At 39.6% G+C, this 18139-nt stretch carries 21 protein-coding genes and 1 riboswitch; of the genes, 19 read left to right on the top strand and 2 right to left on the bottom strand.

Features of this window, described 5'->3' with window-relative positions:
* Window positions 1-363 carry a response regulator transcription factor gene (locus B9A52_RS14435; protein WP_084121123.1) on the bottom strand — a complete coding sequence of 121 codons (363 nt, stop codon included), beginning with the start codon at window positions 361-363 and terminating at the stop codon, window positions 1-3.
* A 252-nt stretch (window positions 364-615) separates the two neighbouring features.
* Here B9A52_RS14435 and B9A52_RS14430 point away from each other — a divergent pair, with 252 nt between their 5' ends.
* From B9A52_RS14430 to B9A52_RS14385, 10 genes are all read left to right on the top strand, one after another.
* Window positions 616-2313, top strand: coding sequence for an amidohydrolase family protein (locus B9A52_RS14430; protein WP_084121122.1), 1698 nt, complete (start codon window positions 616-618; stop codon window positions 2311-2313).
* 11 nt (window positions 2314-2324) lie between these two features.
* Entirely contained in the window at window positions 2325-3707 is a 1383-nt protein-coding gene (locus B9A52_RS14425) for an amidohydrolase family protein (RefSeq protein ID WP_084121121.1), read from the top strand.
* 27 nt (window positions 3708-3734) lie between these two features.
* Window positions 3735-5042 carry an amidohydrolase family protein gene (locus tag B9A52_RS14420; RefSeq protein ID WP_084121120.1) on the top strand — a complete coding sequence of 436 codons (1308 nt, stop codon included), beginning with the start codon at window positions 3735-3737 and terminating at the stop codon, window positions 5040-5042.
* A gap of 65 nt (window positions 5043-5107) precedes the next feature.
* A complete protein-coding gene (locus B9A52_RS14415; protein ID WP_084123529.1) occupies window positions 5108-6289 on the top strand; it encodes a C40 family peptidase in 1182 nt (393 codons plus the stop codon).
* 4 nt (window positions 6290-6293) lie between these two features.
* Entirely contained in the window at window positions 6294-6620 is a 327-nt protein-coding gene (locus B9A52_RS14410) for a YbjQ family protein (protein WP_084121119.1), read from the top strand.
* Window positions 6621-6907: 287 nt separating this feature from the next.
* On the top strand, window positions 6908-7114 hold the full coding sequence (locus tag B9A52_RS14405; RefSeq protein WP_084121118.1) for a hypothetical protein: 207 nt from the start codon (window positions 6908-6910) through the stop codon (window positions 7112-7114).
* 91 nt (window positions 7115-7205) lie between these two features.
* Complete coding sequence (locus B9A52_RS14400; RefSeq protein ID WP_317045522.1) at window positions 7206-7433, top strand: type II toxin-antitoxin system RelE/ParE family toxin; 228 nt, start codon at window positions 7206-7208, stop codon at window positions 7431-7433.
* A 283-nt stretch (window positions 7434-7716) separates the two neighbouring features.
* A riboswitch (SAM riboswitch) is annotated at window positions 7717-7831 on the top strand.
* A gap of 193 nt (window positions 7832-8024) precedes the next feature.
* Complete coding sequence (locus tag B9A52_RS14395) at window positions 8025-9329, top strand: O-acetylhomoserine aminocarboxypropyltransferase/cysteine synthase family protein (protein ID WP_084121116.1); 1305 nt, start codon at window positions 8025-8027, stop codon at window positions 9327-9329.
* A 72-nt stretch (window positions 9330-9401) separates the two neighbouring features.
* Complete coding sequence (locus B9A52_RS14390; RefSeq protein ID WP_084121115.1) at window positions 9402-10457, top strand: homoserine O-acetyltransferase family protein; 1056 nt, start codon at window positions 9402-9404, stop codon at window positions 10455-10457.
* A gap of 131 nt (window positions 10458-10588) precedes the next feature.
* A complete protein-coding gene (locus tag B9A52_RS14385; RefSeq protein ID WP_084121114.1) occupies window positions 10589-10978 on the top strand; it encodes a VOC family protein in 390 nt (129 codons plus the stop codon).
* Window positions 10979-11045: 67 nt separating this feature from the next.
* Here B9A52_RS14385 and B9A52_RS14380 read toward each other — a convergent pair whose 3' ends face one another.
* The gene (locus B9A52_RS14380; RefSeq protein ID WP_084121113.1) at window positions 11046-11486 is read right to left on the bottom strand and encodes a DUF2147 domain-containing protein; all 441 of its coding nucleotides are present in this window, start codon (window positions 11484-11486) and stop codon (window positions 11046-11048) included.
* A gap of 145 nt (window positions 11487-11631) precedes the next feature.
* On the opposite strand from B9A52_RS14380, the gene pdeM reads away from it, so the two are divergent.
* The 9 genes from pdeM (at window position 11632) to gldC (ending at window position 18016) form a co-directional block, all read left to right on the top strand.
* Window positions 11632-12291 carry a ligase-associated DNA damage response endonuclease PdeM gene (pdeM, locus tag B9A52_RS14375; protein ID WP_084121112.1) on the top strand — a complete coding sequence of 220 codons (660 nt, stop codon included), beginning with the start codon at window positions 11632-11634 and terminating at the stop codon, window positions 12289-12291.
* Between the two features lie 53 nt (window positions 12292-12344).
* A complete protein-coding gene (locus B9A52_RS14370; RefSeq protein ID WP_084121111.1) occupies window positions 12345-13235 on the top strand; it encodes a cell division protein FtsX in 891 nt (296 codons plus the stop codon).
* Between the two features lie 2 nt (window positions 13236-13237).
* Window positions 13238-13447, top strand: coding sequence for a DUF3098 domain-containing protein (locus B9A52_RS14365; RefSeq protein WP_084121110.1), 210 nt, complete (start codon window positions 13238-13240; stop codon window positions 13445-13447).
* Window positions 13448-13453: 6 nt separating this feature from the next.
* Window positions 13454-14248, top strand: a complete 795-nt coding sequence (locus B9A52_RS14360) for an undecaprenyl-diphosphate phosphatase (RefSeq protein ID WP_084121109.1) — start codon at window positions 13454-13456, stop codon at window positions 14246-14248.
* Window position 14249: 1 nt separating this feature from the next.
* Window positions 14250-14933, top strand: a complete 684-nt coding sequence (gene truB / locus B9A52_RS14355) for a tRNA pseudouridine(55) synthase TruB (RefSeq protein WP_084121108.1) — start codon at window positions 14250-14252, stop codon at window positions 14931-14933.
* Complete coding sequence (locus tag B9A52_RS14350) at window positions 14920-15852, top strand: bifunctional riboflavin kinase/FAD synthetase (RefSeq protein WP_084121107.1); 933 nt, start codon at window positions 14920-14922, stop codon at window positions 15850-15852. The genes truB and B9A52_RS14350 overlap by 14 nt, the downstream gene beginning before the upstream one ends.
* A gap of 17 nt (window positions 15853-15869) precedes the next feature.
* A complete protein-coding gene (locus B9A52_RS14345; RefSeq protein ID WP_084121106.1) occupies window positions 15870-16568 on the top strand; it encodes a CoA transferase subunit A in 699 nt (232 codons plus the stop codon).
* A gap of 290 nt (window positions 16569-16858) precedes the next feature.
* Window positions 16859-17518, top strand: coding sequence for a 3-oxoacid CoA-transferase subunit B (locus B9A52_RS14340; protein WP_084121105.1), 660 nt, complete (start codon window positions 16859-16861; stop codon window positions 17516-17518).
* Window positions 17519-17671: 153 nt separating this feature from the next.
* Window positions 17672-18016, top strand: a complete 345-nt coding sequence (gldC, locus tag B9A52_RS14335) for a gliding motility protein GldC (RefSeq protein WP_084121104.1) — start codon at window positions 17672-17674, stop codon at window positions 18014-18016.
* Window positions 18017-18139 lie beyond the last annotated feature (123 nt).

The raw sequence follows: 18139 nt of genomic DNA, 5'->3' as shown, positions 1-18139 counted from the left end.
TTAATTATTGATTAATCTTCTTACCCTAACAGCAAGTTCATTAGGATTAAATGGTTTAGGTACAAAATCAGAAACACCAAGATTAAACGCCTCCATTACAGTTCCTTCTTCTTCTCCTAGAGAACTGAGGACAATAATCGGGACTTTGGGACTCACCTTTCTGGCATGGTTGATGATTTCGATCCCATTTTTGAATGGAATCATGACATCAGTAATAATGAGATCAGCTTCCAAAAGGTTGATGGCGTCAATTCCTGAGATTCCATCTTCGGCCATTGTGACATTATAGCCTTCTTTTTTTAACTTAAACTGTACCAAACTCGATATCAGTTTATCGTCTTCGATAATCAAAACATTTTTCATTTTAAACAATTTTGGGTGACTAAGAGATTAAAGATAATCGGAAAAAAACCAAAAAAACAAACCCAAATTGACTGGAAATATTTTAAAATTTTTCGCAAAAAATACAAATTATTTAAAATGCAGTATAAAGAAAAGTTTTTGCCGTTCTTACCCGTTATACCCTCTTAAAAAAAAATAACTTTTTTTGAAAAAAATTCTTTTGTTAGCTTACCAAACTTAAAAACACATCATTTTATACTATTAATATAATTTATGAACATCAAGTTAAAAGTATTCAGTAGCTTAATGTTCTTTGGATTTTTTCTTTCATCCATTTTTGCCTGGTCACAGAGTGACCCATCCGGAGAAAGAAGAGTGACGGGAACATATGCAATTAAAGGTGCCACCATAACCACATCACCAGGCAAAACAGTTTCAGGTGCAACAATCATTATAAAAAATGGCTTGATTGAAGAGGTGGGGACCAATGTGAAAATCCCTGTAGAAGCCCAGGTCATTGAAGCAGATTCTTTGTTTATCTATGCTGGTTTTATAGACGGAGCCAGTAATGCGGGCGTGGCCAAACCAACCGATCCCGAAAGGCCTTCGAATTTTGACCCTTCCAATCCCCCCGATGAGATTGCAGGAATCACACCATGGAGAAACGTGCTCGATAATTTTGATTTCAAAAACGGTCAGGTTTCTGATCTGAGAAAGAGTGGATTTACCGTTGCCCAGATTATACCTGATGGCGGTATGCTACCAGGGAAGTCTGCAATAGTTGTCTTAGGTGGAAATGCATCTACCAATATCATTGGACAAAATGCTGCCTTAACTGCGAAACTTTCCATCTCCAGAGGAGGTAGAGGGATGTATCCAGGCACCCAGTTGGGAATCATGGCCAAATTCAGAGATCTGTATAAAAATGCAGAATATTCGGCCCAGCATAAAAGACTTTTTGCTGCAAACAGCGGATTGACAAGACCTGAAGTAAACAAAACCTTGGAGGCCTTTTATCCTGCAATCGATAAAAGCATCCCTATCATGTTTGAAGTATCAAATGATCTCGAAATAAGAAGAGCACTTTCGCTCCAAAAGGAAAACGGATTCAGACTTGTTTTGGTAGGTGTCACTGAAGCGGATATGGTCATCAATGAAATTAAAGCTACAAATACGCAGGTATTGCTCAGTATGAAATTGCCGGAAGATAAAATAACCAAGGCAAAAATAGAAGACCTCTCTGAAGAAATGAAGGCAAGAACAATTAGGGCCCAAGAAGCTTACAAAAATTCCCTTAAACAAGCTGGACTTTTGGAAAAAGCCGGAATTCCTTTCGGATTTACTTCGATAGATGGCAAAACATCAGACCTCCCCAAAAACCTGAAGCTAATGATAGAAAACGGTCTAAGCGAAAATGCTGCATTGGCCGCTTTGACCACCAATCCGGCAAACATCCTTGGAATTTCAAAATTTGCAGGTACAATAGAAAAAGGTAAACTGGCGAACATGGTCATTTTTAACGGACCTATGTTCAATGAAGATTCAAAGATCAAACATGTAATCGCAGATGGATACATATTTGATTATGAAATAAAAGAAAAAAAGGCATCAAACGGTAACGGCAAAAACGGTACAGCTGATATTGCCGGAGAATGGGAATACACTTCAGATACACCCGCAGGAAGTTCGGGAGGCACGATGATCATAACCAAGGAAGGAGAAACACTCAAGGGCACCATTACATATGACAACCCTTCGGGAAATGGTAAAGCAAGTTCAGAAATGAAGAATATCAGTATATCCGGCAATTACATGACTTTTTCCTTTGATGTGGCTGCTGGCGGAATGGCTTTGGTAGTGTCAGTTTCAGGGGATGTTGATGAGAATAAATTTTCAGGCAATATGTCTTTGGCTGACTTTGGAAGCTTCCCCTTGAACGCATCAAAAAAACCAAATCAAAGCACCCGTTAATCCCAACTAAAATGAAAAAACTAAATTATATATTAACAGCCTTACTCGTGTCGGGTTCCTTTTTTGTAAAGGCCCAGACTCCAAAAGGTTCCGTTTTGATTAAAAATGCGACAGTTCTTACCATAACCAACGGAACTTTGGAAGATACAGATGTTTTGGTGGAAAATGGTGTCATCAAAAGAATCGGAAAAAACCTCACTGCTGCCAATGTGCAAACCATAGAAGCGAATGGGAAATTCCTTATGCCAGGTATTATTGACGCTCACTCCCATGTTGCCTTGGATGCGGTCAATGAAGCCACTGCCCCAATCACCTCTGAGGTAAGAATGGCGGATGTGGTTGATCCCTATGATATAGGACTTTACCGGGCTTTGGCCGGAGGGGTAACTGTCTCCCACGCCATGCACGGTTCTGCAAATGCGATTGGAGGTCAAAACATTACTTTGAAACACCGATACGGATCAGGAAATCCTGAAGATCTTTTCATGAAAGAAGCTCCAAGAACGATCAAGTTTGCATTGGGCGAAAACCCGACTAGAGTTCATGGCAGGGGAAATGGAAATCAACCCAGGTCAAGAATGGGTGTTGAAGCGGTAATCAGAAATGGATTTAACGAAGCTATTCAATACAAAAAAACCTGGGAGACTTATAATGCAGCTTTAAAACAAAAAGGAGCAACTCCAATACCACCTAAATTCGACACAAGGTTACAAACCCTTGCTGATATATTGGATGGCAAAATCATTATCCATTGCCATTCCTACCGTGCTGATGAGATTTATGCACTGATCAATACCTGCAGGGATTTTGGAATTACAAACATCGTATTTTCTCATGTCAATGAAGGCTTTAAGGTTGCTCCCGAATTGGCAGCATATACCATGGGAGCTTCGGTCTTCGCTGATTGGTGGGCTTATAAGTTTGAGGTGTATTATTCAACAGCCTATAATGCCGCTATACTTACTGAAAATGGTGTTATCACATCAATCAATTCGGATTCAGGAGAATTGATCAGACACTTATATCATGAGGCAGGTAAAGCACAACGATACGGTCAATTGGATGATGATCAAACATTGGCTTTGATCACTATCAATCCTGCCAAGCAGTTGGGTATCGCTGATAAAGTCGGATCAATTGAAGAAGGCAAACAAGCCGATCTTGTAATTTTTGAAGGACATCCACTTTCAGTATACGCTATTCCTCAGATGACCTTCGTGGATGGAGTGAAGTATTTTGACATCAATGAAGACAACAATGACATGAGGCTTAAAGTAAGCGCGACTGATATCATTGAGCCAATCTTCCTCAAGGAACATGAACATAGGTGTATGCACGGTGTGGACTTTTTCTTTACCAATTTTGGGAGAAATTTATTCGAACATGGCCATTAATTTCCCTAGGATCTAATCAAAAAGAAAATGAAGAATCTAAAAAATATTTTATTCACATTCTCCCTAATCGTGCTTCCTTTTTTGGCAAAAGCTCAATTTGACGGAGAATTTATCAAGCCAAGAAACGGAAAATTCTTGCTGCAAAACGGGACAATCCATACCATTACCAATGGAATCATTGAAAATGGCAGTGTCCTGATTGTCAATGGTAAAATACAAGCAGTCGGCAAAAACCTTTTGGCCGGGGATGCAGAAGTAATTGATTGTACAGGCCAATATATTTATCCGGGTTTGATTGACGGTGGAAGCAGGTTGGGACTTGTTGAAGTCAACTCTTTGCCCGAAACTCAGGATTATGCTGAGATCGGTCAAGTTACACCAAACATGCAAGCTCTGGTAGCTGTCAATCCTAACTCGATCGCCATTCCGGTCACAAGAGTCAGCGGCGTCACTACAACTCTTGCAATACCTTCAGGTGGGCTTTTTCCGGGAACTGCAGCTTTGATCAACCTCAATGGTTATACCTCCGATCAAATGTACGCAGGGTTCAAGGGAGTCCTACTTAATTTCCCCTCCTCTGCCAGAAGAAGTACTTGGGACAGAAGGAGCGATGAGGATATCAAAAAAGAGGCAGAAAAGGCACAAAAAACTTTGAATGATATTTGGGATAGGGCCACCACTTATCATAACCTAAAGTTAGCAAAAGCAGAACTGCCTTATTATCCTGAAATGGAACAACTGGCCAAAGTGATAGCAGGTGAACTGCCACTGTTGGTGGAAGTGAATGCCGCCACAGATATTGTCGTGGCAATAGAATGGATTGAATCCAAAAATGTAAAGGCTGTACTGACAGGTGTGGCTGAAGGATGGAGAGTTGCAGATAAAATCGCAGCAGCCAAACTACCCGTAATAGTAGGTCCTATGCTTTCTATCCCGACCCGACCTTCTGACAGATATGACGCAGCTTATACCAATCCTGGAAAAATGGCCAAAGCTGGTGTAAAAGTAGTGATCAGAAGCAATAATGCCGAAAATACCAGAAATCTTCCCTTCAATGCAGGATTCGCAGCGGCATACGGAATGGGCAAAGAAGAAGCCCTAAAAGCGGTTACAATCAATGCAGCAGAAGTATTTGGAGTGTCCAATAGATTGGGTTCTATTGAGACTGGAAAGGATGCTACCTTGTTTGTGTCGACCGGAGATCCTTTTGAAACCAAAACACAGATCAGTCATGTATTTATCGATGGTTATCGTGTCCCCATGAGTAACAGGCATATCAAACTCTATCAGGAGTTCTTGGAAAGGTCTCCCGGTTTGGAAAAAAACGGAAACTGATTTAAGTTTAAACCGTGGTAAAAGCTACCACGGTTTTTTTATTCCCGACTCAAAACCAAAATTCCTTGAACAAGTATATTTCAAAGTTTCTTACACTAGCTTTCTGGATTGCCTTACTCTCCTGCCAAGATGAAAAAAGTGGGTTAGTTGAACAATTGATTTCAGATTTCAAATCTGAATATGCACCTGACAAGCGGGTTGCTATTTGGGAAATCGAATGGTCAAATGGAATCCTTTCGGGTGAAACTGATCAGGTGGAAGCTTTGGACATCTTCAAAGGAAAATTGGATGAATTAGATATTACCTTCCAAGATCAAATTACGTCTTTGCCTGAAAAATCTTTGGAAGGAAAAGAATTTGCGGTGGTAACTATTTCAGTGGCAAATATCAGAAGTGCTCCCAAACATTCTGCAGAACTGGCCACCCAGGCATTATTGGGCACTCCACTCAAAGTTTTGAAAAAAGAAGGATCCTGGTATCTTGTCCAAACACCGGATCAATATATCTCCTGGGTAGATTCGGGCGGAATACAGTTAATGGACAGACAAGAATTTTCTGAATGGAACCAGCTTTCAAAAGCAGTCTTTACAGCTTATAGTGGTTTTGTGTTTGCAGGTACAGATGAAAAGGAAATCGTAAGTGATTTGGTCGCGGGCAATATTGTTGCCTTGGAATGGACTGAAAATGAATATCAAGAAATCCTGTTTCCCGATGGTAGATTCGGTTTTGTGAAAAATGACCAATTGATGCCATTTGAAGTTTGGAGCGAAAGCAGGCAGCTCAGTCCTGAAAATCTGATTCAAACCGCCAAAGCCATGATGGGTGTTCCCTATCTTTGGGGCGGTACATCTATCAAGGGAGTTGATTGCAGTGGGTTTACAAAAACCATTTTTTTCCTAAATGGTCAGGTGATCCCAAGAGATGCCTCACAACAGATTTGGGAAGGTGAAGAAGTAGATCAAGAGAAAAAATGGGAAAATCTTGAAGTAGGAGATTTGTTGTTTTTTGGCGAAAAAGCTTCAGAAACCAATAAAGAAAAGGTTGTGCATGTAGGGATGTGGATCGGCGAAAATTCCTTTATCCACTCCCGGGGAAGGGTAAGGATCAGTAGCTTTGACCCGAAAAGCCTCAACTATGATGAATATGAACTGAACAGATATCTCAGAACCAAAAGAGTAATCGGGAAAAATAATCCCAACATCAATGAGGTAGAAAGCATGATGAATTTTCCAATTATAAATCCATGAAAAAATGATAGTAAGCACAACACCAAATTTAGAAGGCTATAAAATTACTGCCTATCTGGGAATAGTTTCAGGTGAAACCATTATCGGAGCAAATGTATTCAAAGATTTTTTTGCCAGTATCACGGATATAGTAGGCGGTCGGTCCGGGGCATACGAACGCGTACTCCGTGAAGCCAAAGCTACTGCCATGTCTGAAATGGAAATGCAGGCTAGAGCATTTGGAGCAAATGCCATTGTGGGAATTGACCTCGACTACGAAACTATCCGGGATGGAATGCTGATGGTGACAGCAGCAGGGACAGCCGTGAAGATTGAAAAGATTCATTTGTAGGGATTCTAGATCAGCTGTATGGTTAAGAATACCATCGGTTATTCTGACAACCACTTTGAATTGTATTTGTGTTTGGATTTATTATGACTAAGTCAATATTAAGTAAATTCTTAATATTGATTAATCTATGTGAACTATTTGTTCCTTGTTTTAAGCAAATGATCCCTTTGGTAAAAAATTTGTAAATAACGATATGACGCAGAAGTAGATTTTATTCCCAAAATGGTAAAGAACATTTAAGTTTTTTAAGGTAACAAATTCCAGTATATTTGTAATTCATTTTGATTATGAAGGTACTACTCGACATAAAAGACAACAAAGCCCTACACTTACTGGAAGTGCTCAAAGGACTTCCGTATGTAAAAACCAAACAGCTTACCGATGCCAAAGCCCAGCTTATGAGCGAGATCAGGGAAGCTGTGGAAGAGATGAAGCAAATCCGGGCAGGTAAAAAGCATGCCCGTGACGCAGAGGATTTTCTAAATGAGCTATAGTGTAAAGTCTATTGAGGTTTTTGAGCGTCAAGCCAAAAAGCTTGTCAAAAAATATCCTTCCCTAAAATTCGAGCTGTTAACACTGGTTCAAGTGCTGAAGGAGAACCCGGATCAGGGTACTGCCGTAGGCAGAAATTGCTACAAAATACGATTGGCCATCAAGTCTAAAGGTAAGGGCAAATCGGGAGGGGCAAGGGTGATCACCAACTTCGTGGTGGCCAATGATACCGTTTACTTGCTCTCCATTTACGACAAGTCCGACAAAGAAAACCTTACTGATAAAGAACTGGAAGAACTCCTGCAGTTTATCCCTGATTGAAAAAGTCCCTTCTATTATTTCCAAAAGGCAATCGGAAAAATATCCTTGGTTTACCTATAACTAACTTCATTTAGACCTTTAAACCCAGAATACCTGCTCCGCCAGATGATTTTTTCTCCCTCAAATACATATAACTCTAAGGTTTCTTTCTATAATTTTTTCAAACACACAATCTAAATACATATTCCCGCTACTGTTTTGAAAATAAAACCTCTATTCCCTTGCATATCCAAGCATTCGGATTTTAATTTGCGTTATCCTTTCACTTTTTAAGAAGTGTTGGGATTTATACAGAAGAGGTAAGAGACAGGCTCGATGACCCTCTGGCAACCATTCGATTCGTTGAAAAGGTGCCAATTCCTGCCAAATGGGAATATTACCATTTGGAACTATAAATTCCAGACATGATGAAAGAGATCAAAAAAAATCCAAATTTCAAAGTCCTAAGCAAAAGTAACAGAACACCATATAGGTGTTGGTGTCCTTGCTGCTCTATGTTCTGAAATATAGCTTTACTTTTCCCCTATTTAACCTATCGGATTCATTAAATTAAACGTTCAAATAACCCATAACCTATAAACAACAACAATTATGTCAACTTATCGATTTGAAACCTTACAGCTGCATGCCGGACAGGCGCCTGACCCTACAACCAACTCAAGGGCTGTTCCAATTTATCAGACCACTTCCTATGTATTCAATTCAGCAGACCACGGAGCAAACTTATTTGCACTAAAGGAATTCGGAAACATCTACACCCGTATTATGAACCCGACCACGGATGTGTTCGAGCAGAGAATGGCCGCTTTGGAAGGTGGCGTTGCCGCATTGGCTACTGCATCAGGACAAGCAGCCCAGTTTTTGGCCCTGAACAATATTCTTCAGTCAGGAGAAAACTTTGTTTCCACTTCCTTTTTGTATGGCGGAACCTATAATCAATTCAAAGTCGCATTTAAAAGAATCGGCATTGATGCAAGATTTGCAAAAGGAAATCAAGCGAGCGATTTTGAAGGACTTATCGATGACAAGACCAAGGCCATTTACCTGGAAACTATCGGAAATCCAGAATTCAATATTCCTGATTTTGAATCCATTGCTGCTTTGGCAAAAAAGCATGACCTGCCTTTGATTGTGGACAATACCTTTGGTGCAGGCGGTTATCTTTTCCAACCACTGAAACATGGTGCCAATATCGTAACTGCTTCAGCCACCAAATGGATCGGTGGACATGGTACTTCAATCGGCGGAATCATTGTGGATGGCGGAAATTATAATTGGGGAAACGGAAAGTTTCCGCAGTTCACCGAACCATCTGAAGGATATCATGGCTTGAAATTCTGGGAGATTTTTGGGGACAATAATCCTTTGGGTCTGCCCAATATTGCATTTGCGATAAGGGCGAGAGTTGAAGGATTGAGAGATTTTGGTCCAGCCTTGAGTCCATTCAATTCCTTCCTTTTACTACAAGGATTGGAAACACTCTCACTACGTGTACAGAGAACTGTAGACAATGCTTTGGCAATCGCCGAATGGTTGGAAAAACACCCACAGGTACAAAAAGTGAATTACCCGGGATTAAAATCTTCCCCGTACCATGCATTGGCCTTAAAATACCTTCCCAAAGGTTTTGGGGGAGTTTTGAGTTTTGAATTAAAGGGCAGTAAGGAAAGCACCTCCCATTTTATCAATAATCTGAAATTGATTTCACACTTGGCGAATGTTGGCGATGCCAAAACTTTGATCATTCAACCTTCCGCTACCACCCACCAACAACTGAGTGAAGCCGAACAGATTGCAGCGGGTGTCACCCCTACTCTATTAAGGATTTCTTTGGGAATCGAACACATAGAAGATATCAAAGCAGATTTGCAGCAAGCTTTTGAAAGTATCGCCTGAAAACTATAATTACAAAAACCAAACCTGTCAGTTCCATAAGACCTGACAGGTTTTATCACATAGTTTAGTACAATGAATTTAGAAAGTAATTACCTGATTATAGATATGGTGCAGGAAACCTACAGGCATGAAAGCGTATTTGAACTTGAATCCGGAGAGTCACTCCCGGGATTTGATATTGCCTTTACCACCCAAGGACATTTAACAACCTCAAAAGACAATGTGGTTTGGGTGATCCATGCACTTACCGGAGATGCCAATGTGCAGGAATGGTGGAATGGAATCGTGGGTGAAGACAAGTTTTATGATCCTACCAAATACTTTATTGTTTGTGCCAATCTATTGGGTTCCTGTTATGGTTCTACAAATCCGCTATCTATAAATCCTAATACAGGTAAACCTTTCTACTACAATTTCCCCAACCTCAGTACGAGAGACCTTGCAGCCTCTTTGGACAAGCTTCGGGAACATTTGGGAATTTCTCAGATCAACACGGTAATTGGTGGTTCACTTGGTGGTCAAGTGGCATTGGAATGGGCACACCTGCTTCAAAATAAAGTCAAAAACACCATTATCCTTGCTTCAAATCCCAAAACTTCCCCTTGGACCATTGGATTCAATGAAACACAGAGAATGTCCATCGAAGCAGACAGTACTTGGGGCCAAAACCATCCTGATGCCGGAAAAAAGGGATTGGAAGCAGCTCGGGCCATTGCCATGCTGTCCTACCGACATCCCGAGGATTTTGCCTTGAAACAGTCTGACCAAGAAGAGAAACTGGACAATTTCCGCATTTCATCCTATCTCAGATATCAGGGACAAAAATTGGCCAATCGCTTCAATGCATTTTCTTATTGGGTGCTGAGCAAGGCCATGGACAGCCATGATATTGGGAGAGGAAGAGGCGGAATGGAAAAGGCCCTTTCACAAATACCTTCAAAAGTATTGGCTATTGGTGTGGATAGGGACCTCTTATTTTTAAAGGAAGAATCCCAGTTTATTGCCAAACATGTTCAAAGAGGTTCCTATCATGAAATCCACTCATCATACGGCCATGATGCCTTCCTGATTGAATACGGACAACTGCAATATATTTTGCAAGGGTTTTATTTAGAGGGGAATGGGTAGATAAGCTAAAAATTAATTATCTCGTTTTTAAGTTCTTACCGTTCAAGTCATAAAATCAAAACATTAAAAAAGCATAAAGCAATACCCCACATTCAGATTGAAGGAAAGATTGGTTTTTTGTAATTTTTACTATGAAATATACCCAAATCAAAGAAACCTGCCTGTATATCTCTGATCTTGATTTAGCGGAAAACTTTTACGGCGATATTTTGGAGATGCCTATTATCTCTAAAGTTGAGAATCGTCATATTTTTTTCAGATGTGGCACATCAGTTTTGTTATGTTTTATTCCTGAGGTTACCAAAGAAGAAGAAAATCTCCCACCTCATTATGCCATTGGCAAGCAACATATAGCCTTTGAGGTGAGCAAAAAGGACTACCTCAAAACTAAATCCGTTTTGTTGGAAAAAGGCATCATCATTACCCACGAACAAGAGTGGCGTAATCAACAGACAAGCTTTTATTTTGAAGATCCTTTTGGGCATGTACTGGAAATTGTGCCCGTAGGGATTTGGGATTGATTATTTAATTGCCTGATTTGTGATAAATGATAAATCAAAAATCTTAAATCTTAAGTCTTAAATCAATTTACTCTGCCTTCGTCCACTCCACTGTCCTTCCAATTAAGGAAATCCCCACGTATCCTCTGACTTCAAGGGTTTTACTGCCTTTTTTCTTAATAATACAGGAATAGGTTTTCCCGTTTTTAGGATCATAAATAGTACCTTCTTCCCATGTACCGCCATTATATTTGAAATTCTCAAGGAGTTTCATACCTATAATGGGTCTTTGGCGTTTTGAAACATCTGAATTATTCAAATCCACCTTCGGTTTACCAGCAATATCTTTTGGATCCTGAAGCCAAATGATTTTTCCAGAGAACTTATCCCCTTCTTTGTATATCTCTACCTGAGCATCCTTCTCCGTATTGTACCACTTTCCTACAATAGCATCTGCCTCTTGAGAAAAGGCTTTCAAGGTTATTCCTGAAAAAAACAGGAAAGTGAAAATCAAATAATACCTGTTCATAGTTATTTTGGTTTTAATTTGCCTATTAATTAAAGTGAAATTATTTATTTAATAAACGAAATTTGCCTCAAATGTTTGATGAAATATTTAATGCAATGGTTTTGAGGCGAATTTCATTTAAATACAGGTGGATACTTTGAAAAACATGGCTGGATATCAATTGCAATGGAGGGAACTCAGCTTGCAGCTTCTTCCTGAAAAGGCCATCTATATAAATGAATTCAGATCAATCTTGATTGCAGACCCTCATTTTGGAAAAGCAGCACATTTTAGAAAAGCCGGAATTCCGGTTTCTGAGAAATTACATATTGGGGATTTAATGACCATTCAAAGACTGATTCAAAAATACAATCCAGAGCATCTGTACTTTTTGGGCGATTTGTTCCACAGTGATTGGAACATAGCGTGGAATGATCTTGAGACTTTTGCTGATTATCATCCTGAAACCAACTTTCATCTTATCAAAGGTAATCATGACATACTACCTGAGGAGGTTTACCGTTCTGACATTTGGCAGGTCCACACAGAAAGATTAAACTTAGGGCAGATGATTTTATCACATGAACCATTGGCAAATATTCCACCGGAAAAGATCAACCTTTGCGGTCACATTCACCCCGGCATCTCGTTATATGGTACCGCAAGGCAAAAACTCACCCTGCCCTGCTTCTTTGTATCCTCCAATCAGATCATTCTGCCGGCATTCGGAAGATTCACAGGATTGTATACGATGAAATGTGGTAAAAATGATAATGCGTATGTAATTGCAGAAAAAAAAGTTATTCCTGTCAATTTCCATGATTAAGATTGGTTTAATAAGCCAAGCTGTTTAATTTTGACCCAATTCAAATCAGAAACATGAGGATAAGTCCAAGAAAAAAAACCAAACTGGGAAGATTCAAATTCATCTCAGTTCTTTTCAGCACCACTTTATCTTTATTTATTTTGGGACTTTTTGGAGTGATCGTGATCCAAGCCAAAACTTTGACTAGTATTATCAGAGAAAATATAGAAATCCAGGTATTTTTAAACAAAAACCTTTCTGAATCAGAAAAGACTAAAATCGGAGCATTTTTGGAGTCCAAACCCTATATTCTTGAAAAAGACAATGAAAAGGCCATCTCCTTTATCTCTCAGGAAGAAGCGGCTCAATCGTTTCTGGAAAGTACCGGAGAAGATTTCGCACAGTTCTTGGATGATAATCCACTGAGGGACAGTTATACCATATCCATTGCAGAAGAATTTCAGACCAGTGAATTGATAGAGGAGATAGTAAAGGAAATCAATTCCCTGGAAGGTGTTTTTGAAGTGACTTATATGGCCGACTTGGTTGAGTCAATCAATCAGAATCTGTTTAAAGTAGCTATTGTGATGGGTGGGTTTATTTTGATTTTGGTCTTTACAGTAATCATGCTGATTAACAACACCATCAGATTGGCACTTTTCTCCCAAAGATTTCTGATTCGAAGTATGCAGCTAGTGGGGGCCACAAGAGGATTTATAAGAAGACCTTTTTTAGGAAGAGCCTTTGTTTTCGGCATTTTGTCCGGATTGATTGCTTCAGTTTTGCTATTCGGTATTATCGAATACACCAAAGCCAATATTGATGGCTTTGCTTTACTTCAGGATTACAATTTATTATACGGTCTTTTTGGTTCATTGCTTCTTATTGGGGTTCTACTCTCTGTTTTAAGTACCTTGCAAGCCGTCAACAAATATTTAAACATGTCATTGGACGAATTATATTGATTATGAATAACCCACATTTTGCTTTCACAAAAAAGAATTATATCCTCATGCTGATCGGAATAGGCATCATCATTCTTGGCTTTACTATTATTGGCCTGGACAGCGAGCCTCATGGTTTTGGATTTCTTGGTTTGACTTTGGGCCCTATTGTTACCTTAGCAGGATTCCTTTTTCAATTTTATGCGATTTTTTACCGATCTGAAAAGAAATAATCTTTTATGGAAATTATTGATGCCATCATCTTGGGGATTGTCCAAGGGCTTACTGAATTTTTACCTGTTTCTTCCAGTGGTCATTTGGAAATAGGGTCTGCTATCCTTGGTGATGACAAAATCCCCGAGGAAAGCCTGATGTTTACCATCGTTCTTCATTTTGCAACCGCTTTGGCAACTCTTGTTGTCTTCAGAAAAGATATAGTTGAAATTATTGAAGGACTGATCAAATTTCAATGGAATGAGGAAACCCAATTTACTGTAAAAATTATCCTTTCCATGATCCCGGCTGTCATAGTGGGGTTATTCTTTGAAGAAGAATTAGAACAGTTTTTCGGAGGTAAAATCACATTCGTTGGATTCATGCTTTTGGTAACTGCCATCCTATTATTTCTGGCAGATCGTGCCAAAAACACAGGAAAACCAGTTGGATTCAGAAATTCGGTTCTGATCGGTCTTTCTCAGGCTATTGCCATGCTGCCTGGAATTTCCAGATCAGGTGCTACAATTTCTACCTCTGTCCTATTGGGAATAGACAAAAACAAAGCTGCGAGATTCTCTTTTCTTATGGTGGTTCCTTTGATCATTGGAAAGATCGCCAAGGACATTCTCGATGGAGCTTTGACCTATAATGAAGCCAGTTTCGGTTACCTTTCTGCGGGATTTGTAGCTGCCTTTATTTCCGGTTTTTTCGCCTGCACTTGGATGATACAACTGGTAAGAAAAAGTAAACTGACTTATTTTGCTATTTACTGTACCATAGTGGGATTGATAGCCATCTTTGCAGGAATATACTCATAGCATGCAGGAAGAACCTTACGGAGAAGTGTTTCTCATCAACAAACCCTATGAATGGACTTCTTTTGATGTAGTAAAAAAAGTCAGAAATGCGCTTAAAATTAAAAAAGTCGGCCATGCGGGGACTTTGGACCCATTGGCTACAGGGCTTTTGATAGTTTGTGCAGGAAAGAAAACCAAATCCATAGAGTCCTATATGGCTCAGGAAAAAGAATACACCGGGACATTTGTATTGGGAAAAACCACCGAAAGTTTTGACCTTGAAAAGGAAGTAATTGATGTCGCCGACCCATCACATATTACCCTTGAAGATGTTAAATCAGCAGCAGCAAAGTTGACCGGAGATATTCTACAAGTTCCACCCATGCACTCAGCCATCAAAATCGATGGAAAAAGAGTTTATGAGTCGGCAAGGAAAGGCTTGGATGTAAAAATGGAAGCAAGACCTGTAACTGTAACAGCGTTCGAGATTACCGGATTTGAAAATCCTGATGTACATTTTAGGATTGTCTGTTCCAAAGGCACCTATATCCGCAGCTTGGCTAGGGATTTGGGAGAACTACTGAATGTCGGCGCTTATATGTCCGCTTTGACCCGCACAAGGATCGGGGAATTCAAATTGGATGACGCTTATGAATTATTGGATTTGATCAAGATAATCAAAGAAAGGCAGAATGAAAATCTATGAAGGCATAGAGCATTTTGAAAAAGTAGTCAATCCTGTGGTCACCAGTGGGACTTTTGACGGTGTACATCTTGGCCATCAAAAAATATTGAACAGAATCCGACAAATTGCAGATGAAATCAATGGAGAAACTGTATTGGTTACTTTTTGGCCCCATCCAAGATTGATCCTCCACCCTGAAGAACATAATCTGCGCTTACTGACAACTTTTGAAGAAAAGACAAAGCTGTTGAAAGGAATGGGGATAGATCATTTGCTTACAATTCCATTTACAAAAGAGTTTTCGGAATTGACTTCTGAACAGTTTATCCAAAATATCCTGATAGATAAAATTCAAACCCGTAAATTAGTCATAGGTTATGACCACAGGTTTGGCAAAAACAGGGAAGGGAGTTTTGACTATCTTAAGGCAAATATTGACAAGTATAGTTTTGAATTGGAAGAAATATCCAGAGAAGATGTGGACAATGTGGGGGTTTCCAGTACCAAAATACGAAAAGCACTCGAAGAGGGAAATGTCTCCATTGCCAATGAATACCTTGGGAGAGATTATGACCTGAACGGAATCATTATCAAAGGACAACAACTTGGAAGGTCGATTGGTTTTCCAACAGCCAATGTTCATATTACACATGATTATAAACTGATCCCCCGTGACGGCGCTTACGCCGTAAAGGTTAAAATCGAAGGGAGCACTTTGGATGGGATGCTGAACATAGGTAACCGCCCCACCGTAAACGGCACTACTCAGACGATTGAAGTACATCTTTTCGATTTCAACGATGATTTATATGACAAAAGAATATGTGTCTACCTCAAATCTTACTTAAGACCTGAAATCAGGTTTTCCGGTTTGGATTCTCTACAAGACCAATTGGAAAAAGATAAAGCTGAAGCGAAGCGCATATTAGCCCGATTATAACTTAAATAAACTTACCTATGATCAACAAAACCATTGCCAACGCCACAGAAGCAGTCAGGGATGTGGTTTCGGATTCCGTATTGATGTTTGGTGGATTCGGACTAAGCGGAATCCCTGAAAACGCTATCAAAGCTCTTTTGAATAAAGATCTAAAAGGCTTGACCTGCATTTCGAATAATGCCGGTGTAGATGATTTTGGAATAGGTCTGATGTTGAAAAAACACATGGTAAAGAAAATGATTTCCAGCTATGTGGGAGAAAATGCGGAATTTGAAAGACAGTTACTAAGCGGGGAATTGGAAGTTGAACTTTTGCCACAGGGGACATTGGCTGAAAGAATCCGGGCAGGAGGGGCTGGTATTCCGGCTTTTTATACTCCTGCGGGAGTCGGTACAGAAGTGGCTGATGGGAAGGAGTTAAGGGAATTTGACGGCAAACTTTACTTATTGGAACGATGGCTCAAGGCTGATTTTTCATTTGTAAAAGCATGGAAAGGTGATACTGCTGGAAATCTGATATTTAAGGGAACTGCCCGAAATTTTAATCCTATGATGGCTGCAGCAGGAAAAATCACTGTCGCTGAAGTAGAAGAACTTGTTCCGGCAGGTGAACTTGACCCCAATCATATCCATACACCGGGAATTTATGTACAGAGAATTTTTCAGGGTGAAGGATATGAGAAGAGAATTGAGCAGAGAACGGTGAGAGAAGGATAAAGGATGAAGGATGAAGGTAGAGTTTATGACAAGAGCCAAGAAACAAGACACAAAGTCTGCTCCATGTATCGGGGAATTAAGAGGCGAGATTTTAGATGCGAGATATAAGACTTCTGAAATCAGAACCAATATTATAAACACTAGCAGATTGTCATAAGAAGGTAAAGACTATAAAAAAAAACTTTCCTTGTCATGTCGATCCCCTTAGATTTACGGGAGAGACATCTATAGAGACTGAGACACAAGTAATATAAATCAAGACAACTTGACAACCAAAAACATAAACTCCCATGTTAGATAAAACCCAAATAGCCCAAAGAATTGCTAAAGAAGTCCAAAATGGACAGTACATCAATTTGGGAATAGGTATTCCGACTTTGGTTGCCAATTATATTCCTGACCATCTTGAAGTAGTATTACAATCAGAAAACGGACTACTTGGGATCGGCCCATTTCCAACAGAAGACAAAATAGATCCGGATTTGATCAATGCCGGAAAGCAAACCATCACTATGGTAAAAGGTTCAGCGCTTTTCAGTTCTGCAGAATCTTTTGCAATGATTCGGGGCGGACATGTCCACCTTACTATCCTTGGGGCAATGGAAGTGTCTGAAAACGGCGATATCGCAAATTGGAAAATCCCAGGAAAAATGGTCAAGGGAATGGGCGGTGCTATGGACTTGGTAGCTTCAGCAGAAAATATAATAGTAGCCATGCAGCATTGTAGCAAAGACGGTCAGTCCAAACTACTGAAAGAATGCTCTCTCCCAATTACAGGAATCAGGTGTGTGAAAAAAATTGTAACTGATTTGGCAGTATTGGATATTCTACCCGAAGGTGGATTCAAGCTGTTAGAAAGGGCCCCCGGGGTAAGTGTAGAGGAAATCAGGGATAAAACAGAAGGGAGACTGGTAATTCACGGAGAAATCCCTGAAATGGATTTCGGTTAAAATTCCTTAGACCTAATTGAACATCAAGCCAATCTGATCACAACAGAGAGAAAACAAAAAGTGTGGTACTAAAAACTTCAATATCCAGGGAACTTAATCAATTCCTGTTTGATTCTCATTACTAGTTTTAAATCGAATTTATCAATCCATAAAATGAAAAAATCAGAAATAAAATTTTCAGTTGAACTTGATGACAAGAACCTACCCAAAAGTATTCAATGGGATGCATCGGACAAAGAAGAAGATGGTCTGGAAACAACCAAAAGTATAAGCCTTAACGTTTGGGACAATTTGAATCAAAGTACATTAAGGATTGATTTATGGACTGAGGATATGTCAGTGGCTGAAATGAAAAGGTTCTACATTGACATTTTGGGGGGTATGGGTCAGACGATTCTCAACAGCACAGGGGATGAATTCATGGCTGAAGAAATGAAAGATCTCTGTGACCGTCTTGTCAAGCACGTCAATGAAGAAAATAAAAAATCATTGAATTAATCAAAGGGGCTGTATCCAATTTTCAATATTTTCATTCAAGACCTCAAAATATTTCAAATTCAATTTTCGTAAATTGTGTCTTAGCGCTTTTGTAGCAAATTTCAGTAGTTGGGCCACAAAGAC

The sequence above is a fragment of the Aquiflexum balticum DSM 16537 genome (genome assembly GCF_900176595.1).
GTDB lineage: Bacteria > Bacteroidota > Bacteroidia > Cytophagales > Cyclobacteriaceae > Aquiflexum > Aquiflexum balticum.
This window is presented reverse-complemented; position numbering and strand designations above follow the sequence as displayed.